37 protein-coding genes are annotated in these 19,497 nt (G+C 67.8%); 36 read left to right on the forward strand and 1 reads right to left on the reverse strand.

Annotated elements, in window-relative coordinates; translation table 11 throughout:
- Positions 1-57 precede the first annotated feature (57 nt).
- The 18 genes from AB0K21_RS21540 to AB0K21_RS21625 all read left to right on the forward strand — a co-directional run bounded on the left by AB0K21_RS21540 (position 58) and on the right by AB0K21_RS21625 (position 9,986).
- Positions 58-429 (forward strand): hypothetical protein, encoded by a 372-nt coding sequence (locus AB0K21_RS21540; protein WP_364152283.1) that lies wholly within the window; start codon positions 58-60, stop codon positions 427-429.
- Between the two features lie 39 nt (positions 430-468).
- Positions 469-993 (forward strand): hypothetical protein, encoded by a 525-nt coding sequence (locus tag AB0K21_RS21545; protein WP_364152286.1) that lies wholly within the window; start codon positions 469-471, stop codon positions 991-993.
- The gene (locus AB0K21_RS21550) at positions 990-1,289 is read left to right on the forward strand and encodes a hypothetical protein (RefSeq protein ID WP_364152289.1); all 300 of its coding nucleotides are present in this window, start codon (positions 990-992) and stop codon (positions 1,287-1,289) included. Before AB0K21_RS21545 ends, AB0K21_RS21550 begins: the two co-directional genes overlap by 4 nt.
- Complete coding sequence (locus tag AB0K21_RS21555; RefSeq protein WP_364152292.1) at positions 1,286-1,765, forward strand: hypothetical protein; 480 nt, start codon at positions 1,286-1,288, stop codon at positions 1,763-1,765. Before AB0K21_RS21550 ends, AB0K21_RS21555 begins: the two co-directional genes overlap by 4 nt.
- Before the next feature lie 24 nt (positions 1,766-1,789).
- Entirely contained in the window at positions 1,790-2,350 is a 561-nt protein-coding gene (locus tag AB0K21_RS21560) for a hypothetical protein (RefSeq protein ID WP_364152295.1), read from the forward strand.
- An 84-nt stretch (positions 2,351-2,434) separates the two neighbouring features.
- The gene (locus tag AB0K21_RS21565; protein WP_364152297.1) at positions 2,435-3,079 is read left to right on the forward strand and encodes a hypothetical protein; all 645 of its coding nucleotides are present in this window, start codon (positions 2,435-2,437) and stop codon (positions 3,077-3,079) included.
- Entirely contained in the window at positions 3,076-3,312 is a 237-nt protein-coding gene (locus AB0K21_RS21570; RefSeq protein WP_364152299.1) for a hypothetical protein, read from the forward strand. The genes AB0K21_RS21565 and AB0K21_RS21570 overlap by 4 nt, the downstream gene beginning before the upstream one ends.
- Positions 3,305-3,952 (forward strand): hypothetical protein, encoded by a 648-nt coding sequence (locus AB0K21_RS21575; RefSeq protein WP_364152301.1) that lies wholly within the window; start codon positions 3,305-3,307, stop codon positions 3,950-3,952. Before AB0K21_RS21570 ends, AB0K21_RS21575 begins: the two co-directional genes overlap by 8 nt.
- Positions 3,953-4,027: 75 nt before the next feature.
- Positions 4,028-5,635: a DUF3560 domain-containing protein gene (locus tag AB0K21_RS21580; protein ID WP_364152303.1), complete on the forward strand. Its 1,608-nt coding sequence runs from the start codon at positions 4,028-4,030 to the stop codon at positions 5,633-5,635.
- A 68-nt stretch (positions 5,636-5,703) separates the two neighbouring features.
- Positions 5,704-6,126, forward strand: a complete 423-nt coding sequence (locus AB0K21_RS21585; protein WP_364152305.1) for a hypothetical protein — start codon at positions 5,704-5,706, stop codon at positions 6,124-6,126.
- 32 nt (positions 6,127-6,158) lie between these two features.
- Positions 6,159-6,629, forward strand: a complete 471-nt coding sequence (locus AB0K21_RS21590) for a DNA-directed RNA polymerase subunit alpha C-terminal domain-containing protein (RefSeq protein WP_364152308.1) — start codon at positions 6,159-6,161, stop codon at positions 6,627-6,629.
- Positions 6,629-7,363, forward strand: a complete 735-nt coding sequence (locus AB0K21_RS21595; protein WP_364152311.1) for a hypothetical protein — start codon at positions 6,629-6,631, stop codon at positions 7,361-7,363. Before AB0K21_RS21590 ends, AB0K21_RS21595 begins: the two co-directional genes overlap by 1 nt.
- 75 nt (positions 7,364-7,438) lie before the next feature.
- The gene (locus AB0K21_RS21600) at positions 7,439-7,918 is read left to right on the forward strand and encodes a hypothetical protein (protein ID WP_364152314.1); all 480 of its coding nucleotides are present in this window, start codon (positions 7,439-7,441) and stop codon (positions 7,916-7,918) included.
- Entirely contained in the window at positions 7,915-8,307 is a 393-nt protein-coding gene (locus AB0K21_RS21605) for a hypothetical protein (RefSeq protein ID WP_364152317.1), read from the forward strand. The genes AB0K21_RS21600 and AB0K21_RS21605 overlap by 4 nt, the downstream gene beginning before the upstream one ends.
- The gene (locus AB0K21_RS21610) at positions 8,304-8,870 is read left to right on the forward strand and encodes a DUF6349 family protein (protein WP_364152320.1); all 567 of its coding nucleotides are present in this window, start codon (positions 8,304-8,306) and stop codon (positions 8,868-8,870) included. The genes AB0K21_RS21605 and AB0K21_RS21610 overlap by 4 nt, the downstream gene beginning before the upstream one ends.
- Positions 8,867-9,220, forward strand: coding sequence for a hypothetical protein (locus tag AB0K21_RS21615; RefSeq protein ID WP_364152323.1), 354 nt, complete (start codon positions 8,867-8,869; stop codon positions 9,218-9,220). The genes AB0K21_RS21610 and AB0K21_RS21615 overlap by 4 nt, the downstream gene beginning before the upstream one ends.
- Positions 9,217-9,606: a YkgJ family cysteine cluster protein gene (locus AB0K21_RS21620; protein ID WP_364152326.1), complete on the forward strand. Its 390-nt coding sequence runs from the start codon at positions 9,217-9,219 to the stop codon at positions 9,604-9,606. Before AB0K21_RS21615 ends, AB0K21_RS21620 begins: the two co-directional genes overlap by 4 nt.
- A gap of 56 nt (positions 9,607-9,662) precedes the next feature.
- On the forward strand, positions 9,663-9,986 hold the full coding sequence (locus AB0K21_RS21625) for a hypothetical protein (protein WP_364152329.1): 324 nt from the start codon (positions 9,663-9,665) through the stop codon (positions 9,984-9,986).
- Between the two features lie 93 nt (positions 9,987-10,079).
- Here AB0K21_RS21625 and AB0K21_RS21630 read toward each other — a convergent pair whose 3' ends face one another.
- Positions 10,080-10,592 (reverse strand): hypothetical protein, encoded by a 513-nt coding sequence (locus AB0K21_RS21630; RefSeq protein WP_364152332.1) that lies wholly within the window; start codon positions 10,590-10,592, stop codon positions 10,080-10,082.
- Between the two features lie 397 nt (positions 10,593-10,989).
- On the opposite strand from AB0K21_RS21630, the gene AB0K21_RS21635 reads away from it, so the two are divergent.
- The 18 genes from AB0K21_RS21635 to AB0K21_RS21720 all read left to right on the forward strand — a co-directional run bounded on the left by AB0K21_RS21635 (position 10,990) and on the right by AB0K21_RS21720 (position 19,396).
- Positions 10,990-11,730 (forward strand): DUF2786 domain-containing protein, encoded by a 741-nt coding sequence (locus tag AB0K21_RS21635; protein WP_364152335.1) that lies wholly within the window; start codon positions 10,990-10,992, stop codon positions 11,728-11,730.
- Positions 11,731-11,787: 57 nt separating this feature from the next.
- A complete protein-coding gene (locus tag AB0K21_RS21640) occupies positions 11,788-12,444 on the forward strand; it encodes a hypothetical protein (protein ID WP_364152338.1) in 657 nt (218 codons plus the stop codon).
- Positions 12,445-12,509: 65 nt separating this feature from the next.
- The gene (locus AB0K21_RS21645) at positions 12,510-13,181 is read left to right on the forward strand and encodes a hypothetical protein (RefSeq protein ID WP_364152341.1); all 672 of its coding nucleotides are present in this window, start codon (positions 12,510-12,512) and stop codon (positions 13,179-13,181) included.
- Positions 13,181-13,366, forward strand: coding sequence for a hypothetical protein (locus AB0K21_RS21650; protein WP_364152344.1), 186 nt, complete (start codon positions 13,181-13,183; stop codon positions 13,364-13,366). Before AB0K21_RS21645 ends, AB0K21_RS21650 begins: the two co-directional genes overlap by 1 nt.
- Entirely contained in the window at positions 13,366-13,605 is a 240-nt protein-coding gene (locus AB0K21_RS21655) for a hypothetical protein (protein ID WP_364152347.1), read from the forward strand. The genes AB0K21_RS21650 and AB0K21_RS21655 overlap by 1 nt, the downstream gene beginning before the upstream one ends.
- A complete protein-coding gene (locus tag AB0K21_RS21660; protein ID WP_364152350.1) occupies positions 13,605-13,868 on the forward strand; it encodes a hypothetical protein in 264 nt (87 codons plus the stop codon). Before AB0K21_RS21655 ends, AB0K21_RS21660 begins: the two co-directional genes overlap by 1 nt.
- A complete protein-coding gene (locus tag AB0K21_RS21665; protein ID WP_364152353.1) occupies positions 13,865-14,500 on the forward strand; it encodes a hypothetical protein in 636 nt (211 codons plus the stop codon). Before AB0K21_RS21660 ends, AB0K21_RS21665 begins: the two co-directional genes overlap by 4 nt.
- 58 nt (positions 14,501-14,558) lie before the next feature.
- On the forward strand, positions 14,559-14,888 hold the full coding sequence (locus tag AB0K21_RS21670) for a hypothetical protein (protein ID WP_364152356.1): 330 nt from the start codon (positions 14,559-14,561) through the stop codon (positions 14,886-14,888).
- Between the two features lie 251 nt (positions 14,889-15,139).
- A complete protein-coding gene (locus AB0K21_RS21675; protein WP_364152359.1) occupies positions 15,140-15,826 on the forward strand; it encodes a hypothetical protein in 687 nt (228 codons plus the stop codon).
- Entirely contained in the window at positions 15,826-16,047 is a 222-nt protein-coding gene (locus tag AB0K21_RS21680) for a hypothetical protein (RefSeq protein ID WP_364152362.1), read from the forward strand. Before AB0K21_RS21675 ends, AB0K21_RS21680 begins: the two co-directional genes overlap by 1 nt.
- Entirely contained in the window at positions 16,044-16,637 is a 594-nt protein-coding gene (locus tag AB0K21_RS21685; RefSeq protein ID WP_364152365.1) for a hypothetical protein, read from the forward strand. The genes AB0K21_RS21680 and AB0K21_RS21685 overlap by 4 nt, the downstream gene beginning before the upstream one ends.
- A gap of 46 nt (positions 16,638-16,683) precedes the next feature.
- Positions 16,684-16,890: a hypothetical protein gene (locus AB0K21_RS21690; protein ID WP_364152368.1), complete on the forward strand. Its 207-nt coding sequence runs from the start codon at positions 16,684-16,686 to the stop codon at positions 16,888-16,890.
- The gene (locus AB0K21_RS21695) at positions 16,890-17,390 is read left to right on the forward strand and encodes a hypothetical protein (protein WP_364152371.1); all 501 of its coding nucleotides are present in this window, start codon (positions 16,890-16,892) and stop codon (positions 17,388-17,390) included. The genes AB0K21_RS21690 and AB0K21_RS21695 overlap by 1 nt, the downstream gene beginning before the upstream one ends.
- Positions 17,387-17,722 (forward strand): hypothetical protein, encoded by a 336-nt coding sequence (locus tag AB0K21_RS21700; protein ID WP_364152374.1) that lies wholly within the window; start codon positions 17,387-17,389, stop codon positions 17,720-17,722. Before AB0K21_RS21695 ends, AB0K21_RS21700 begins: the two co-directional genes overlap by 4 nt.
- Positions 17,719-17,907 (forward strand): hypothetical protein, encoded by a 189-nt coding sequence (locus AB0K21_RS21705; RefSeq protein WP_364152377.1) that lies wholly within the window; start codon positions 17,719-17,721, stop codon positions 17,905-17,907. The genes AB0K21_RS21700 and AB0K21_RS21705 overlap by 4 nt, the downstream gene beginning before the upstream one ends.
- Positions 17,904-18,287 carry a DUF6283 family protein gene (locus tag AB0K21_RS21710; RefSeq protein WP_364152380.1) on the forward strand — a complete coding sequence of 128 codons (384 nt, stop codon included), beginning with the start codon at positions 17,904-17,906 and terminating at the stop codon, positions 18,285-18,287. The genes AB0K21_RS21705 and AB0K21_RS21710 overlap by 4 nt, the downstream gene beginning before the upstream one ends.
- Positions 18,288-18,359: 72 nt before the next feature.
- Positions 18,360-19,091 carry a hypothetical protein gene (locus AB0K21_RS21715; protein ID WP_364152383.1) on the forward strand — a complete coding sequence of 244 codons (732 nt, stop codon included), beginning with the start codon at positions 18,360-18,362 and terminating at the stop codon, positions 19,089-19,091.
- Positions 19,088-19,396, forward strand: coding sequence for a hypothetical protein (locus AB0K21_RS21720; RefSeq protein WP_364152386.1), 309 nt, complete (start codon positions 19,088-19,090; stop codon positions 19,394-19,396). Before AB0K21_RS21715 ends, AB0K21_RS21720 begins: the two co-directional genes overlap by 4 nt.
- Positions 19,397-19,497 lie beyond the last annotated feature (101 nt).

Here is a 19,497-nt window from a genome sequence, read left to right on the forward strand (position 1 = left end):
CTAGCAATCATGCTAGCAACAGGTAGCCCACCAACCCCTGAGAAGGAGAGCAACCCGATGAGTGACCTCCGTACCCGCTCAGCGGCCGACCCCGACTGGCTGCCGACGCAGATCCGGCAGCTCGTGGTCGTCTTCGAGCACCGCGGCCTGGAGCCCACCGTGACGAAGGACGCGCAGTCCATCACGGTGCGGGCGGCCAAGGACACCATGGTCTTGTCCGTGAGGTGTCACGGCAAGAACTTCAGCAAGGCAAGCGCCGACCTCACCGACGGTGAGGAGAAGATCGACGTTCGCGACCTGATGGACGCGATCGAGAAGTTGATCGGGTCCCGGCCCGGCGTCTCCGGGCCACCGGCCGTGAGCGGTGAATCCACGGCGGCGCGTAGCAACGCGGTGCAGGCCCGGCGCGCGTCGGTGATCCGCGTCTGACGAGGACCGGATGGCAAGCCGTGCCGCTACCAGTACGGCTTGCCTGTTCCGCTCCAGCTCATGATCGCCGATCCCCGGATCAGCGTGATCGGCGATCTTGCGCAGGAACGGCCCGGCTTCCCACCGCCGCCCAACCAACCCCCTGGAAGGGAAAACCCCATGCTCGTCTACTTCCTCAACCACGCCCAGCGCATCGTCTTGCACGACTCCACCGCCCAGACGGTGATCCGCGAACTGCCCTGGCAGCTCACCAAGACCCGCGCCGAAGAGGTGTGCGCCGTCCTCAACCAGGCGCTGGTCGACGGCGCCAAGCACAGTGTGTGCGACCGCACCGCCGAGATCAACGCCAACATGGCCGGAGGGGAGCCCTCCACACACATCGACTACCTCGGCACCCCCAGCAACGGCGGGAAGATCTACGCCCGCCGCGATGGTGAGATCAACGGTCAGCACGAGGCCGTCCTGGGTGGGCTGCGGCCCCTATACCTGCACACCGACGTCGCCCGCGAACTCGACCACGCGTTCCGCACCGGCCAGAACACCACGGCGGCGGTGACCGCGTGACGCCGCTGCCGGCCGACCCGACGTGGGCTGACCTGGTCGTGGGTGACGAGATCACCCGGCCGGTTCCCCTTGCGCCCGGTGTGACGGTGACGTGGCGGATCGCGGGCCCGTCGCAGCCCTACGAGCACGACGCGGCGCTGCCGGGGTCGGTGGCCATCCCCATCGCGAGCTGTTACAACGACGGCCCGTACGGGGTGGCGGAACCCGTCGTTGTCGTGCCGACCGCGCGAGTCCGGGCGGCGTTCGCCCGGCTCCTCATCACCATCACCCCCTCACCGGCAAGGAGCCAGCGATGATGAACCCGGTTCGCCGTCCGATCCGCCTGCTCAACCACGCCATCTACCGGGCCCCGGACGCCGAGCACACCTACGTGGTCGGCGTCGGCGTCCACGGCAAGGACTTCCACGTTCCCGTCTGCCCGAAGCTCAAGGGCCAGACCGGCACCGAGAAGGTGACCGGCGTCTACAACGACCTGTTCACCTCTCGCATCACGCCGTGCGGCCACTGCCACCCGCACGGCCGCCACAAGGTGACCCTGCCGGATGGCACCGACCGGTACCGCCCCATGGGGCCGATCGCGACCGGCCAGCACGGCGACCGGCGCGACGAGTACGGCGAGTACGCCCTGTGCGAGCAGCACAACGGCGTCTGGCGGGTCCGTGAATGGGCGGCCGACGCCCCGGCCGCGGTCGGCCGCGCCGCCCAGCTCGGTATCACCACGATCCTCGGCCCCCGCAGCGTCGAGCACGGTCTGCCGACCGTCTCGGCTTAACCACCCATGGAAGGAAAAACCACAATGACCACCCCCACCCCCACCCCCACCCCCACCGCCACTCCGACCCCGGCCCAGGCTGATGCTGCGGAGCTGCGCGGAGCTGCCCTGTTCTGGCACGTCATGGACACCTTCATCCGCCCGCAGGCCGAACTCGGCTACAGCGCCGACGAAAGGTGCCTCGCGAAGGCCGGCGAGATCAGGTGGGACCAGGACCAGTGGCGGCTGCTCATCGGTGAGAACCGGTGCGGCACCGCGATGTGCCTGGCCGGGTACATCAGCCACGTCGCGGGCGGGCGGTGGCTCATCACCCCTGCCGGCGACGGCACCCTCCTGCTCAACGGTGAACTCACCATCCTCGGATACGGCTACGCGCAGCAGATGCTGCACGCCGAAGATGGCGACGACGTCGACGCCATCGACACCGACGCCTTTCAGGGCGTCCGCGCCGTCTCCGCCGCTGATCGGGCGTTGAGGCTCCTCGGGCTCGACCGTGAATACAACCTGTTCAGCAGCCGCAACACCTACGAGCGGCTGGTGGAGATCGGCGAGAAGGTGTTCGGCCCCCGCCCCACCACCTCCTAACCAACCCCTGGTGCTGGCCCGGCCCACCCAGCCGGGCCAGCACATCCCGCAAGCACAACTGATAGCAGGAAGGAAACCAACCCAATGGGAACCAAGTACACGAGGAAGCGGCCCCGCGCTGACTTCACCCCTGAGGAGCGCGCCGCGTACAAGGCACTCAAGGCCGCCGACAAGCAGGCCGCGATCCACGCGCGAGAAGTCGGCGCCGCGCTGCTGTCGCAAAGCTCGGAGCTGATCGACGCTTTCCGCATCTACGCGGCCCGCGTCATGGGTCACCGCACCCTCGGTAACGCGCTCGGCATGTTCGCGCAGAACCCGCGGGCCACCCGGGTTGACGCGGCGTTCTTCTGGGTGCGGCAAGGCCGCATGGTCCGCAAGGACGCTGAGCCGATGCTGATCCTGGCCCGCCGTAAGGGCAACCGGGTCGAGGAGACCACGAACGAGGAGACCGGCGAGACCGAGCAGACCATCGAGGGCAAATGGTCCGGGTGGACCGGGCAGCGGGTGTTCGACATCCGCGACACCGTGCCGAAGAAGAACCCCTGCCCCCACTGCGGCACCCAGCCCGGAGACACCTGCCCCGACTCGTGCCAGGTGTACGCCCCGGTGACGGGGCCCCTGCCCTCGCGGGAGGAGGTCGCCGAGCTGCTCGACAGCATCCTGCGTGACGAGGGCGGTTTCTGCTTGGACTTCCTCGACGCCGAGCCCCTCGACGGCGACGACGAGTGAGCCCGAACCCGAACACCAAGACCGGCCGCGCCCAGCTCGCCCGCCACGCCCGCCGCTTCGGCCACTTCCACGACAGGGCAAAAGCCACGATCGCGATCACGTGCCCGCTGTGCAAGGACCGGCCCAGCGGCCCCGAACCCCGCTATGGCGAAAGCGTCAACCAGGCGCTGGACGCGCTCCTCGACACCCACCTGCTGTACGACTGCCCGAAGGGACCACAGAAAAATGATTGACCTGCCGAAGCGTTACGTCCTCGCCGGAACGAGCTGGGGCGAGCACGACCACACGATCCGCACCCAGCGGCTGGCTGTCGTCAACGCGCCCCGGCCGCTCATCGGTAACCCCACCTGGTACGGCGAGTTCCTGCACGGCCGCCACTACGCGGCCGGGGTGCTCGACGAGCTGATCGAGCAGTGGCGCGCCGACGACGCCATACTGCTCGCGGAGATCACACCGCAGGCCATCATGCGGAAAGTCACCAAGCACCTCACCGACAACGGCTACACGCTGCACCAGCTCGCCAAGTCCTACGATGGCGCGGCCGGTGACCTCGCGGCCGAGCTCGGCCTGCCCTGGGATGACGCTTGGTTGACCGTGCCGTTCCAGCCGGCCCCGGCGGGCTACAAAGCCTTCACCGGCGTCGCGCAGTGCGAGCACGGCGTTCACGCGCAGGCGTGGTTCTTGCAGGTCATCCGGCCCGGTAACCCGCTGCCCGAAGACCTGGAGATGGGCATCATCGGCCAGGACGACCCGACCCCCTGGCTGAAAGTGAAGGCCAGGGCCGCCGCGATCGAGGGCCGGGCCGACCAGTACCAGCTCAGCTACATCCACCGCGACCTGTGCCGCACCGCAGACGACCCGGCCGGTATCTGACCACCATCCGCTGAAGGGGCGGCGGCCACCCACCGCCGCCCCCACCCGACCAACCAACCCAGAAAACGAGGCAAGTTGATCACCATCAGGCACACCCACGAGGACGGGACCCTCGTGGAAGGCACCGTCAAGGGTGACGGCGTGTACGAGATCCTCAAGCCGTGGCCCCACCGGTTCCGTTACTTCCCGTCGATCGGCATGATCGGTATCCAGAGTTCCCGGGACCGGGTCGCTGACCGCTACCGCATCAACACCGCAGCCGAAGCGCTCCGCGCGGCCGGGCACGGGGTGACCGTCGAGATCGACGACACCCACCGCGACCGCGCCCAGGTCCTCGCCGACCAATCCGACCGGCTCGAAGACCGCCGCCTCAGGCTCGCGACCAAGGCCGAACGGCACGCCGGCCGCGCCGCGGCCGCCGCTGACCGGGCGAACGGCCTGTCGGAGCGGTTCGCAGGCGGTCAGCCGATCCTCGTCGGCCACCATTCGGAGCGGGGTGCGCGCCGCGACCAGCAGCGGATGGACGCCGCGATGCGGACCAGCATCGAAGAGGACAGCACCGCGCAGGACGCCGCCCGCCGCGCGAACGCGGTCGGCCGCCAGGCCGCTTACTCGGCCCGGCCGCGCGTCACCGCTCGCCGCATCAAGACCGCTGAATCCGAGCTGCGCGTCATCCAGAAGAACCTGGACGGCTACAAGCGGCGGCACCTCAAGCACGACGGCACCCCGTACTACATCGAGGAGCACAAGCCCGCCACCGGCGACTACCGTGAACGGCTGCTCGCCCGTCAGGCCCAGCTCAACAACCAGCTCGCCTACGACCGGGAACAGCTCGCCGCCGCCACCGACGACGGTGAGTTCGTGGAGTGGGGCAAGCACAACATCCACGTCGGTGACCGCGTGTGGGCATGGGGCTATAACGGCCTGGCCACCAAGACGAACCCCACAACGGTGCGGGTGGGCTTCCGGGACCACTGGCAGCCCCTGATCAAGTACACCGACGTCCTTCAGGTCGAGTGCCCGCACGGCGACGAGCCCGCCCTGGCGAGTGCCCCTGAGCCCGCCCGCCCCCAGTCGGCCCGGCCCAAGATCGAGGTGTCCAAGGTCGATATCGAGCAGCTCCGCGCGGCCGCGCAGATGGCGTCCAACGTTGTCGTGTCCCGCGACCGGGAGGCGTTCGTGTCGCCGCCCGCTGTCGTCGCGCGGCTGATGGAGGTGGCCGACATCCAGCCCGGCATGGCCGTCCTCGAACCCTCAGCCGGTACCGGCAACATCGCGGCGGCTGCTGTCGAGGCGGGCGCGGTCGTGGACTGTGTGGAGCTCGACAACGGCCTGGCGAACGTCCTCGTTGAGCGTGTGCCCGGCGTGAACTGCGTCCGCCGTCAGGACTTCCTGGAGCTGGACCGGGTCGAGCAGGACGCTTACGACCGGGTCGTGATGAACCCGCCGTTCTCCGGGGGCCAGGACATCGCGCACGTCACCCACGCCCTGAGCTTCGTGAAGCCGGGCGGGCGGCTCGTCGCCGTCATGGGCGCGGGCGTCACCTTCCACAAGGTGAAGGTCGCCGTCGAGTTCCGGCAGCTCATCGAGGACCGGGGCGGCGACATCATCCCGCTTCCACCTGACGCCTTCACAACGTCCGGGACGACCGTGAACACGGTCATCGTCGTCATCCCCTGCTAACACCCTAACTGGCGCTAGCAGTACCACTAGCGGTATTGCTAGCGCCAGATCCCCACAAGGAGATCCGCATGCCCGAAAACAGCACATCCGCTTTCACCTCCGTCCCCCAGGAGGTCATCGACGCCATCGACGCCATCACCACCGAGCGGGGCTGGCCCCGGCAACGCCGCGAACCGTGCGTGGGCCACATGGTGAGCGAACACCGGCCCGTGGACGGCATCGACGTGTCCATCAACACCACCCACGTGGAGATTCGCGTCGCCGGGCTGCTCGTCGGCATCGGGAAACGCTGGGGCGCCATCGGTAACGCCTACATCCGCTGCCTCCTGCCGCACGCCCCGTTCGAGGACGCTTACGCGAGCGCCTTGCACCAGGGCGGCGCGATCAACGACTTCCAACACCACCTCCTCACCACCCATGGCACCCACGGCTACGACTGCAGCCGGTTGATGCGCCGCGAGCGGTGGTGCCGCATCTGCCAAGCGTCGTAACCCCCTGCACCCGACCTCGAAGGAGAAGAACCATGACCGTCGACCCGAAGCGGCTGCTGACCGTCACCCTGCCCGGCGAAGTCTGGGACCACATCACCGACCGGCTCAGCGACTACGCAGACGAGGCCGAGGAACGCCCCTGGTTGGGCGACTGCCTCCCATGCGACCAGGCCGCTCCCGGCATGTGCGCCGACCACCAGCGCGAAGCCGACTACGGCGCGCAGGTCCGCCGCTGGCGTGACGAGATCGTCAACCAGTTCGGTGCGAAAACGTCGACCCTGGCCGACCTGGTGCGGCGAACGCGGCTGCCGATGGACCGTGACCTGCGTGAGGTGATGCCCGCTCCGCACGGCCTGGTCCGGAACGCACTCATGCGCAGCGGCATCGAAACGCTCGGCGACCTGGCCCAGCGAACCGACACCGACCTCCTTGAGCTCAAGCACTTCGGCCCGGGGATGCTCACCCGGCTCAAGACCATCCTGCGTGAGCTGGCGACAGCCTGATGGGTGCGCCGCTGTACCTCGCCCCGCCGTCGACCACCCGAATCCGGGCGCGGATCGCCGCTGGCCAACTGGGAGCGATCCTCAACCCAGCCAGCGGCAACCGGATGCCCGAGCAGGGCCTGTTCGCGGTGGATAACGCGGTGTACGGCGGCCACTACCCCGGCGACGGGCCGTACCTGAAGTACCTGGAGCGGTTCGTGCCGCACGCTGACCGGTGCCTGTTCGTGACCGCGCCCGACAGGGTGGGCAACGCGCTCGCCACCGAGGCCCGGTCACGGCCCATGCTCGCCCAGATCCGCGCCATGGGGCTGCCGGTCGCCCTGGTCGCGCAGGACCACATGGAGTTCGCCAGCACGTGGGACCCGTGGGAAGAGGTGAACTGCCTGTTCGTCGGCGGGTCAACCGAGTGGAAGCTGTCGGACGCCGCGGCGAACCTCGCCCGCGTCGCCTCCTCTCTCGGCAAGCACGTCCACGTCGGCCGGGTCAACTCGCTCCTGCGGTACCGGCACGCCGCGCTCGTCATGCTCGCTGACTCCGTTGACGGCACCTACCTGCAGCGCGCGGGCCCCGATCGGGCGCTGCCGACCGTCCTCGGCTGGCGTGACGCGCTGCTCGCCGACCCGCTGATCGATGTCTCTCCGCGCGAACTCGACTGGCTGGACGGCGGCTACATCCTCGCCCCGTCCCGCTCTCCCGAGACGGCTCCGGCCGTCGACCAGATCACCCTGTTCTGAAAGGACATGATCGTGAATGAATCCCTGTTTGACCTCCCGGCCGCCGAAGCGGGCCAAGCCCCGCACAGTAGCGGGATGAGCGTCACCCGCAAGAAGGTGATGCACATCGTTGAGGACCACTTCGCGGCCGCTGAGCCCATCGTCCGGGCGGGCCAGCGGGACTTCTTCCCCCGCGTGGCCATCTACCGGTGGATATGGACGGCCGAGCGCGGCTGGTACCTGGACCTGTACGAGCTGAGCGGCCCCAACAGGAAAACAGATCGTTCGCCCGGCCTGATGACCGTCACCGAACGCAAGTACGGGGCCGACCCGGAGATGTGGGCGGCGCTGCCGGACTGGCTGTTCGTGGCGATGGTTGCCACCCGCCCTGACTGGGAACCGCCCATCGCGCAGTTGCGGCCTGCTGAGGGCGTGGTCGAAGCCTTCCTCGACACCGACGACGACGAGGACGACGCTCAGAGCGGCGACGACGGGTACGGTCTGGGCCGCTTCGACGTCTCCGGTGTCGTGGACGGCTTCGGCCACGTCCACTCCGACGCGGAGCCGGGCTGGTGAGTCGGCAGCGGGTCGAGCGGATGGAGCGCTACCAGCAGCTCCTCCGCGAAGGCGTCACGGACTTCGCTGTGCTGGCGTATCGGATCGGCGTGACCGAGCGGACCATCCACCGCTACGGCCACCGGCTCGCCGGAGGTCGGGACCGGAGAGTCGTCGTCTACCCCGAGTACAAGCCGCGCGTCCTGTGGCACCTGCAGGCGTACCCGAACAGCAGGTTCTCCGCAGGAGAACTCGCCAGGGTCCTCGGCCGTGGAAACAGGTATGCGCCGATCAACAATGCCCTTCGGGACCTTCAGCGGGAAAAGTTGGTCGAGTCCGTGGTGGAACCCCGCGTACCCAACGGCAAACAGGTCGCCATCAGGTGGTCCCTCGCGCGGGAGACCGGATGAGCGGGGAGCCGCGCGGCGCTGTCGCGCGGCACATCTTGTGGCAGCAGACACCGCGTGACGACCGAGACGGCCTGTGGTGCATCTACATCAACCACCCCGGCTACCGGAACGGGTCAGCCGCCCCGGTCACGTCGACGGCGCCCGAGCACCGGCCGACCGTGTTGTTCCTCGGATCCCGTAGTCACGCACTCAAGCGCGGCGCCTGTCTCGGCTGCGACTGGGAGGGGCTCGACCGCCGAACGGACCGGGAAGCGGTCGAGGACGCCCACGACCACGCGTGGCCCGCCTGGAGGAACCTGCCCGCCGTGCTGCCGCCGCCCGGCGCGGCCGACTACGACCCGGAGGTGCTGGCCCGGTGGCGGGCCAAGGTCGACCGGGCGTACCCGCCCGGGTGGCTGGCGGCCGGTGGCCCGATCGTCGTCATCCGAACGGACCCGGCTTTCGCTCGGCATCAGCCCGGCAAGGCGCCGGGCGGCGGCTACGACCTGGCCGCCACGTACTTCCGGGCCAAGAAGGTCCGGAGCAATTACCTGCAACCAACCCTTTTGGAGTTTTCCGAATGAACCGATCGAACTACCCCCGGGTGGGCCGTGGCATGGTCAGATACGAGGCGGCACCCCTGTGGGTGATGCTTTCGGTGAGCCCCAACGCGGCGTACCTGTACGTGCTCCTCACGGCTCACCTCGCCGAGGACCTGACTCCCACCGGCGACGACATCGCTGACCTGATGGGTTTCAAGCAGGCGTCCTCGGTTGAGCCCTACATCCAGGAGCTGGAGAACATCGGGGCGGTCGCCATCTTTGACGGCAAGGTTGTCGTTCACCGCGACCCGCTCGACAGCTACACCGGCCCCCGCTCCGTCAGCGACCACTACGCGCGGCGCGACGAAGCAGACCCGAGAGGTTCCGAATGAGTGAGTGGACCGACCGGCAAGACGTCTTGCTGGAGGAGCTGTACGCGAAGGTTCCCGACGCGGGCTGTAAGGGCCTGTGCCAGGAGCATTGCACGACGATCGCTGGGGGCCGGCGTGAGGCGCAGCGGATGGCTGAGGCGGGGTTTCACCTTCCGACGTCGGTCGCTGTCCTGCTGCGGGAGGCGCGTAGCTCGGCGGCCGCGGCTGAGCCGTGCGCGGCTCTCGGTGACGACGGCCGGTGCCGGGTGTACGAGGTGCGTCCGCTGATCTGCCGTCTGTGGGGGTCGACCGAGGGCATGCCGTGCGAGCACGGGTGTGTCCCCGAAGGTGGCCGGTTGACCGACGTCGAAGCGGCGTTGTTGATCAAGCGCTCCAAGCGCATCTGAAACAGTCAGGATGCCAGCGGAAACGCTGGCATCTCAGCATCCTCAAGGGGTTTTTCATGTCCCGTTTCACCTCCCATGACGTCATGGCGGCACTGCAGGAGCTGGCCGCCGCTCACCCCGCCCGGGTCGGCGAGGCTCGCTACCGCGACGACGACGGGGCGTTCGCGTGTATCGACGGGGCGATCCTCGTCCGGCTCGGCATCAGCCAGGCCGAGCTGAACAACCGCTGTGTCTTTTCCCAGGCGCCCCGGCGGGTCCGGAGCCGGTTCACCGCGAAGGCAGCCAAGCTGATGGCCCGGTTGCAGAGCCTCAACGACAAGGGTTACCGGTGGGGGCAGATGCCTGAGCTTGCCCGCCGGTTCCTCAAGCACGGCTGGTGACGCAGAAAGGCCGCCACCCTCGCATGGTGGCGGCCTTTCTGGTTTTCCTCTTCACGGGTCCGACGTCAGCATGCCCTGCGGCGGGGCGGGGTGTCAGGTGCGCCTCTTGGGGGTTCTGCGTTCGCCGGGCGTTTCCGGGTACAGCGGGATGCCCTGCTTTCGGAGCCACGCCTTGAGTGCGGTTTCGACGATGTCTTGGGGGCCGGTGGCGGTGTCGAGGCAGGCGACGAGTAGCCGGTCGTTGATCTGGTGGGTGATGCGGGGTGCGATGGCCTGGTCGTCGATTTCGTCTGGGTGGCGGCGTGTGCGTTTTTTGACGGTGCGTTCCCGTCGTGGCCGGGTGCCGTCTGGGTTGAGGGGTGGTTGTGCGTCGGGCGGGATGCCGAGGAAGTCGAGGTAGTCGCTGAGGGCTGCTTCGATGATGCCGCTGATGCCGAGGCCGGTTGTCTCGTTGGCGGCGGTGAGGCGTTCGTTGGTGTGGTAGCTGATGCGGATGCCGAGGGTGGGTTTGTCTTGGCGGCGTTTGGTGCGTAGGTGGGGTGCCGCTTGCGGTTCCGCTCGCTTTGCCGGGGCCTTGCGGGTGGCTGTGGCTGTGGTGCGGGGCATGGGCGGCTGTGTCTCCTCTGGTGAGTTGGGTGCTGTCTCCCACCTTTCCGCGTTTCGGTTTTTTCTGCAAGCGACGCTGCTTGCGTTTCGGCTGGCCGTTGGCCCGGCGCGCGACGGAACGCGCGACGTGGCCGCCAATGGCTTACACGCGAGTCTGAGCGCTAGCGTGAGCGCTTTGGAGCGTGAAGCGCTACGCGCGTCCGTCGCGCGTCTCCTGATCGCTTAGGGAGCGTTTCAGCACGTCCTAGGGTTGTTGCGAAAACCGAACAACCATGAGAGGATCAGACAAGATCGAACAACACGCAAGCGCGCCAACGCGCTAGCGAAACCACTAGCACTAACACCCTCGGTGGCCGCCACCCAACGGCCACCCCCAACCAACCCAGAAAGACCCCCGATGACGAACACCGCGTCCGAAGCGACCCTCAGAAGAATCCGCAACCACCTCGCGGTCGCCGAGCACCCCAACACCCCGCCCGCCGAAGCCGAAGCCCACCGCGAGCGCGCCTACAACCTCATGGCCACCCACGGCATCGAGCGAGCCCACCTCGCCGCCGCAGGAGAAGTCACCGACGAGCTCGCCAGCATCCCGTTCCTCATCGACAAGACCTACCAGGAACAGCGGTCCGACCTCATCGCCGCCATCGCCTCCGCCAAGCGGTGCCGCACCCTGCAGTGGAAATTGAACGGCAAGCTGTACCTGATGGTGTCCGGCTACCAGAGTGACCTGGAAGCCGTCCAGATGCTCTGCGCCTCCCTGGCCCTGCAGATGAAGCGGGAGGTCGCCGACGTCACCCCCACCGGCCGCAAGAGCCTCAGCACCGCCCGCAAGGACTTCATGGCCGGGTTCGCCTCCCGCGTCGGAGAGAAGCTCCGCGACGTCGAGAAGCAGGCCGCGGCCGCTGCCCCCACGCCGGCCGCCGGTCGCCGGTCGACCGACCTGGTCCTGCGTGACCGGCAAGCCGCAGTGGACGCCTACTTCGCGAAGATGACGCCCAACGCGGAGGCGGCCAAGAGGAGGAAGGTCAGCGACAGCAACGCCTACTACGCGGGCCGCGAAGCGGGCGAGCGCGCCGACCTCGGCGCGGCCAGCAGAAACCGCGTTGGCGCCGCCGCTCAGCGCGCCCTCAACGCCTAACCCCCCAGGCGGGCGCTACCCGGCGCCCGCCTCCGACCAACCCACGAATGGAGCGCAGTGGAGAGCGTCGAATCCACCTGCACCAGATGCGGCAACGCCATCCGCAACTGCGCGGATAGCGGTCGCCCCGACGACTGGTATCACCACGACCTGCCCCCCGGCCAGGACCACGAAGACTGCTACGCCACCCCGCCCAACGACGTGGAGGCAGCGCTGCCCCGCACGACCCGCAGGATGCGGGTCAAGGTGCAGGAACTGGTCACCTACCAGGTCGACATGGAGGTGCCCATGCACGCCGGAGTGTCAGGCGACCAGCTGGTCTTCTACCTCGAAAAGCACGATGACCTGTGGGCGGAGCAACTGTCCGAGGAGACGATCATCGACACCTCCGACCGGGAGGTCGACATCCCGGGGACGTACTACCTCGACGACGAGGGGTACCTCGAAGCGCTGGATGGAAACCTCTACGCCCCCCGGGTGAAGAAGTGGCTGACGGTCTCCTGCCCGGTGTGCGGCCAGACGCCGTCCGAGGGTGACACCGCCCACCAGGCGGTCACCTACGAGCACACCGAGGACCCCGAGCCGAAGACTACCGAGTTCGTCGCCATCGCCTGCGATGGCTCTCGCGTCGTCAACCCCAACGCCCTGCACATGCCCATCCCGTGGAAGGACTGGACCGAGAACACCCCGAACGTCCAGGCCACCGAGAAGTGACCCCTCCGGGTGGGAGCCGCCGCCTGCGGCTCCCACCCGGGCGAACGAAAAGGACCATGACCTCTGTGAATCTGTCAGACGGCCACCTGTTGGCCTACACCGTCCCGCACGGAACCAGCCACGTCCGCCCCGAGTACCTGGGCGACAACGCCCCCGCCCAGGTACTCGTGCAGTCCATTGACGCCACCGGCGCCCCGGAATGGGGGTTCCTTGTGGAGGCCCACGAGGACGGGTGGCAGGAGCCCGACCCGTTCATCTCGCTCAACATCCCCGGCCGCGCGTTCGCTGTCTTCCACCAGGCGCCGGAGCTGATCTCGGCGCTGACCGAGACCTGCGACGGGGTGGCGCTCATCTTGACCTTGTCCGAGGTGGTGGCCGTCCTGGAGCGGTTCGGCGCGAAGGAAACCACGGCGGACCGGCACCGGAAGGCGTCGGGCCGGCCGTGGGGGTGGCTGATCGTCCTCGACCACGCCAGCGGCGAAGGTGACGGCACGCCGATCATTTCGTCGTTCGGCATGGACTGCGGCATCTTCGACCGGCTGGAGCGCGGAGAAGGCAAGCGGTTCCGCTTGCGTGATGGCGACGGCAATCTCGACTATGAGGGCCGCATCATCGTCGCGCCGGAGGACGACGGCAGCGCGTTGCTGCTCGCGCCGCTCGACTGGGCCAAGGAGGACAGCGGCTCGACGTCGATCGAGTATCTGAACGAGCAGACCGGCGAATGGCAGGAGCTGTGATGGCCCCCCGTATCACGGACCTGTTCACCGAGGACGAGCTGGAATGCCTCGCCAAGACAGCGGCGGAAGTCGTGGACCGGTTCGACCACGACGACTTGATCGGTTTTCTGTCGACCAGGCAGATCGTGGTGGCGGAGAAGGCGTACCGCGAGCTGCTCGACGTCAACGAGAGCGGAGATGAGTGATGGAGCAGTTCAACCTGCGCCGCGTGGACGACGCCGAAGCCGCCGTCGTGTACGTGATGCGGCGCTTCGGTAAGCCCCTCAAGGTCGCGATGGCCGGTGGGCCCAGCCAGGAGATCACGTCGATCGGCGTCCACGTAGTGCCGTGCAACGCCCCTGAGGCGGGTTTCGACCTCGCTATCACCGACGTCAACCGCATCTCGTGGGCCTGCCACGGCGTGATCACCATCGGGGAGGCGTGATGGCCCGCATCGTCGTAAAGATCGAACCGGTCGAGGTGAACGGGAAGACCTACCAGCGGGCCGTGTGTAAGACCGCGGGCTGCACGCTGGGCGCGGACGGCGGTCCGTGGATGACCAACCCGCAGTCCGTCAAGGCGGCAGCGGAGGAGCTGGCCAAGATCCACCGGGGCGACCACCGCAACCCTGACCGGCGCCCGATCAGCAGCCGCTCGGCCGCCGCGCGGCCCGTGCAGGACATTCACCTCAGCGGGGAGCACTTGTGATCCGCTACGTCGACCCCATCGAGATCGCAGCCTTCGCCACCGAGGTCGGCCGGCACCTCGGCGACACGTTCGAAGCGCGGACGTTCTCCCAGGAGGGGGAGCAGGGCGCCGTTGTCCTGGTCAACGGTGACGAGCGGATCGCGCTCCTGCACCTCACCTACGGCGAGCGCTACAACAACAAGATTTCATTCGTGGGGTTGCGTCTGGACGCCGACCTGTCGAAATCCACCTGCCTGTCGCATGAGAGAGGAACCCACACCACCGCGGTGCTGACCCGCCCGCCCAAGGCGGTGGCTAACCAGATCAGCCGCAACCTGCTGCCGTACTACCGCCCTCAGCTTGTCTCGCAGCGGAACGCGAAAGCCCATCGGGATGCGCAGCGGGCCCTGCGTGAAGCTGAGGCCGCCCGGATCGCCGCGCTTCTCCCCGGCGCGGAGCACACCCCCACGGGAAGCGACCGCTACTACGACAGCGAGTTCATCAAGTTCTCCGGCCCTGACGGTAGGAAGACGCACCTGAGTGTCTCCTCACACCGGGGCGACTTCGACTACACGCTGCGTTTCGGGGCGGATCCCGCGTTCCGGCGGGACCTGATCGACCTGCTCTGCAAGCACTACGGCACACCGTCCTAACCCCGGGGTGGCCCGGCTGTCTCGGCCGGGCCATCTCACCCCCTCAGAAGGAGAGCCGATGGGTAAGACCGTGGACTGGGACAGTCCGCACATCACGCCGATCGCGCCGGGCGCAGACCCGCGCAGGGGCGGCTACTACAACTCGACTCCCGGCTTCGCCCCCACCTGGAACGGCCACCGCGTGCCGGTCGGCGCGATGGTCCAGGTGGTCGATCCGCAGTACCTCCGCAGCAAGGGGTGGAGTGGCCGGGTCGTCAGTCACATGATGTTCAGCGACGGCTACTGCGGCCTGTCGATCGTGGAGTGCACTGACACCGGCGGGTTCCTCAACCTGGTCGTGGGCCGAGCCGACCAGGTCGAGATCAAGCACTGCCGCATCATCACCTGATGCGCTGCGTTGAGTGCCGTCAGGTAAGCGTGCCGTGGACACGGCAGCACGTCAGCGAGTCATCCCTATGCCAGCACCCGATCTGCGTGTACCGGCAGGAGTGCCAGGAGATCCACTGGCGAACCTGCCCGAGCTTCTGCCGCGACGTTGGCCGCACCCCTGAACCTCACCCGCGCGACCTCGCCCGCCAGGCCGAGGAAACCGCCAAGCCCGCACAGCTTGGCCTGTTCGACTAACACCGGAAGGAACCCATGACGAAGTACGTGATCCTCGACATCGAAACCACATCGTTGGACCGCAAGCTCGGCGATCTGTGGGAGGTCGCCACCATCACCTACGACACCGCCCGGCCCGAGGGCGGCTACCAGGAGTGGTGGTGGCAGGTCCGCCCGAACCTGTGCTTCGCCGACCCGAAGGCTTTGCAGATCAGCCGCTACTACGAGCGGGCCAAGATGCTCGCGAAGGAGGTTGGAATGGGCGTCCAGCTCGCCACCAGCGACTGGAAATCGGACCTCATCTCGTACAAGCAGGGCGACTTCATCGAGAATGCCACCGCCGAGGAAATCGCCTGGACCCTGGCCCAGCAGCTCGACGGCGCGGTCATCGTGGCGAACAACCCGAGCTTTGATCGGGATTTCCTCGCGAAGTTCCTGCGGGAGAACGGGCAGGCCCTCACCGCGTCGCACCGCATGGAAGACGTCCGGGTCATGCTCACCGGCTACGTCTACGGGCGGCTGGCCGCCATGGACGGCGACGTTGACGAGGCGTTCAACGCGCAGGCGACGCCGCATGTGCGGGACTGGCTCGACGGCGCCACGAACACTCTGTCGTGGGAGGTCGTCGGCGTCACCCAGCCGTATGACACGCGGCACACCGCGCTCGGTGACGCGCGTCTCGTGCGGGACCTGTTCGCGGCGATCACCAGGGGCGTCAAGTGATGAGCTGGACCGAAGACTGCAGCGCCGCCCGCGACGCACAGAAAGCCGCTGACGACGCCCGCCACGAGGTGGACATGCTGTCCCGCACCGTGGACTCCAACCGGTGGGCGGCTGAGAGCTGCGACGAGAACCTGGCGGCACGCCTGGCCGATGTGGAACGCCAGCTCAGTGAGGCGCTGCGCACGATCGAATGGCTGCAGGAGAAGGAGCGCGACCGATGAACGTCAGCGGAATCCTGATCGCTGTCGCTGACCGCATCGGCCACGAAGGGTGGGCGGCATCCCACCAGCAGCCGGGCATCGTGCTCAGCGACGCGGTCGCCATCGAGGTCCGAGACGTGCCCGTTTCGGACGCGGTCCGCGCGGAGTTGCAGGCCGCCACATTCGGGGCTCTGCGGCGCCACACCTGGCCGTCAACGTTCAACGACTGGCTTCATGCCCCTGAGCGGACTCAAGCCGAGGTAATTGCAGCTCTCCATGAAGCCGCCAAGGCAGAGGCAATCCCCTCCGAGCCCGAGAATGACATGCCCTGGTTCTGGGGCCCCGGTGGGGAACGAGGCCTCGACGACCCGGCCAAGCGGGTCGTCGTCAACGGTGAGCACTACCTGATCTGCGGCGACGAGACAGGAGGGTTCCGCGGATACGGCGGCCGTCGTTTCGACATCGAGTTCTTCGACGGTCGGACGGCCACCACGCGGAACCTGTGGTGTCAGGGAACCATCCCGCCACGGTGGCGAGACCGGTACCCGGACAACGCCCGATTCGTGACCCGCGCGAAGACCACCCCCACCCCTACGGAAGGACATCGATGACCAGCCCCCGCGACATCTACGCCGACCTGGCGGGCGGTGCCGCCTGATGAGCATCGACGTGAAGGCTCTGGGCATCACCGACGCCCAGGCCCGGGATCTGATCAAACTCGCCGCCGCCGCGTGCGCGGCCACCGAGTGGGAGGAGCCGAACCCGTTGAACTGGGCGCTCGACTACTTCGAGGACCCGCAGGCCCTGGTCGACGTCGGTGTTGCCGTGTGGGACCAGATCGACAACAAGTACAGGCCCCTGTGATGAGCGAGCAGAAGCCGAAGCTCACGCCGTGGCAGATCCTCAACTGGATCATGCAAGCCCCAGCTGCGGGGCTCTCCGTCGACCGGGCCGAAGGACTCGCGGCGCACGTCGTTCAGGAGCTGGAGATGTACGGTCTCGCGATCGTGCCGCGCTCGCGTTACAAGGAACGCGATGAGACGCCGCCGCCCCCACCGATGATCTATGCCGGGATGAGCGCCAGTCTCAACGATCTCGTGCCTGGGCGGGTCGTTCAGCGGTGGGCCATCGCAGCGGGGGAGACGGTGAGTGTCGAGCCGCCCTGCTGCGCGGTCCTCGGCCGGCGCATCGTCCTGCCCAACGAGGAGGGCCACGAGGATGACGTGGTCTGCCAGTACGATCGGCTGAGATATACGGTCCGCCTGGTCGACGACGGCGACGAGGGCCTGTGGGCCTACCTCACCGTGGTCGGTGCAATCACCGTGACGAAGGCCCGGCCTCCGCGAAGGAAGGCCACGCGATGATCTCTGAATGGGATGTCATCTGGTTGGTGTGGGCGGTGGGTACCGCCTACCGTGCCCCGCGCACCCTCAAACGGTGGTCGCTGATCACGACCTGTGACCCGCTGGAGCTGTGCGACGGGTGCCGCGACGAGCGTAAAAGCGTCATGCGCGAGGCCCACGACTGGGACCACTTCGGACCGGTTGGCGTACCGCTGCTGGTGCTCCTGGAGGCGATGGGCTGGTACATCAGGCCGTTCTCTCCTGCTTTCCGTAAGGCTGTCGGGAAGGACCCGCTGCCTACCTGCTCGAAGGGCGCATGCCTGGCGCACACGAGAAGAAAGGCGGCGGCATGAGCTTCGGCACGCCGTTCGTTGAGACGGAGATCATGATCGCCATCAGCGCGGAGGACACCGACTACGGCTACAACTACGCCCGCGCCCTCCTGTCCGGGATGACGCCCAGCGAGCGCCGCAGTCTGGAGCACCACTGCGAAGAGATCATGAACCTCATCGGGGTCATGCGGGAGGACGAAGAATGAGCACCGACGAGATGCCACGCCGCAGGTACCCCTGCAGCGAATGCCCGTGGCAGGTGTCAGCCGAGCTGGGCAAGTTCCCTTTGGAGCGGTACGAGGAGCTGGCCGCCACGTGCCGGCCGAACGCGGCCGGTATCCCGCCGCTGCCCGGCGCCCCGATGTTCGGCTGCCACGTCGGCGACCCGAAGACGGGTGAGGACCTGGCGTGCGCCGGATGGCTCGCCGTCGAAGGGTTCGAGCACATCGGCGTACGGCTCGCCCTGGCCGATGGCCGTCTCCCGGCGTCCGCGCTGCAGCCGGGCGACAACTGGCCGGAACTGTACGGCAGCTACGAGGAGATGGCCGACGCCAACAACGCCATGACCAGGGAGGACATACCGTAGTCCATTGACGCCAGCCTTACCGCTAGCGGTAAGGCTGGCGTCCCCCTCATGCTCCGACCGGGAAGGACGGCGTTGCCCGAGATCGAGAACTCCAACCCGCTATGCATCGGCCCCCGCTGCGGCCGCCGCCAAGCGGAGAACGGCCGCCTCATCTGCGCGCCCTGCACGACCAGGCTGCGGCGCGACCTGGGCGTCACTCCGCTGCTCATGCGGTGGCTCGAACAGCACAAGACGCCAGGCCAGGGCGGAGCCGACCGGGTATCCGGATCCAGAGAGGCCGGCACGCCGACCCGGTTGGATGTGCTGTCGATGCTGCACGACGGCGCGACGCCGATCCACGGTGACGACGACGACCAGGTGGGGCCGCCATCCATCCCGTCGACGCTCAAGGGCTGGGCGTGGCTCATCGCAGAGCACCGCGGCTTGGTCTATCCGGAGCGGGCCAATGTGGATGAGCTCGCGGCGTGGTTGTTGCGGCATGTCGACTGGGCCGCCTCGATGCCGTGGATCGACGACATGCTCGGTGAAGTCGGGGCGCTGCGTAGGTGGGCGCACTCGCTCGCGCCGTGGGCGGTGCATGTGCAGGAGTTGGTCGGGCCGTGCCCGTACTGCGACAAGCGGACCCTCGTCCGGGTGTCGGGGGAGCGGTACATCGAGTGTGACGAGCGTGAAGAGGTCGGCGGCTGCGGTGGCCTGTGGACGTATGAGGAGTACGAGGATCATGTCGCCGCCCTGGTGAAGGCGGACAAACAGCGTAAATCCCGAAAGGTCGAAGCGAAAACAGAACGAGGTGTGGCATCATGATGTTCATGAAAAGACCGAACCCCGGGCGGCTCCCCCCGGCCGAGCAGAGAGCCGCCGCGGACAAGGCCCTCCAGGAGGCGGCGAAGGCGTACTACCAGGCGATCGTGGAGCCGACCAAACGCTTTCACGAAGCGCTCGCCGCCGCTGCCGGCCCCCCGGTGGGAGTGCCCGGCAGCGAGAAGAAGTCCCTGGTCACGCGGCGCCGCATGGCGGAGATCACGCAAGAGGCCGACCCGGCTGGGGAGGGGTTCAGCCTGCATGCCATCTTGAAGATTGTTTCCGAGATGACGCAGCAGGAGCAGTAGAAGTCCGCACGACAGCAGGAGGCCCCGGCCAGTGGCCGGGGCCTCCGGGCGTGGTGGGGCCCCCCCCCCCCGCCCCCGGCCGAAAAGCAACGGGGCCGGCG

Source organism: Streptosporangium sp. NPDC049248 (assembly GCF_040678965.1).
GTDB classification, from domain to species: domain Bacteria; phylum Actinomycetota; class Actinomycetes; order Streptosporangiales; family Streptosporangiaceae; genus Streptosporangium; species Streptosporangium fukuiense.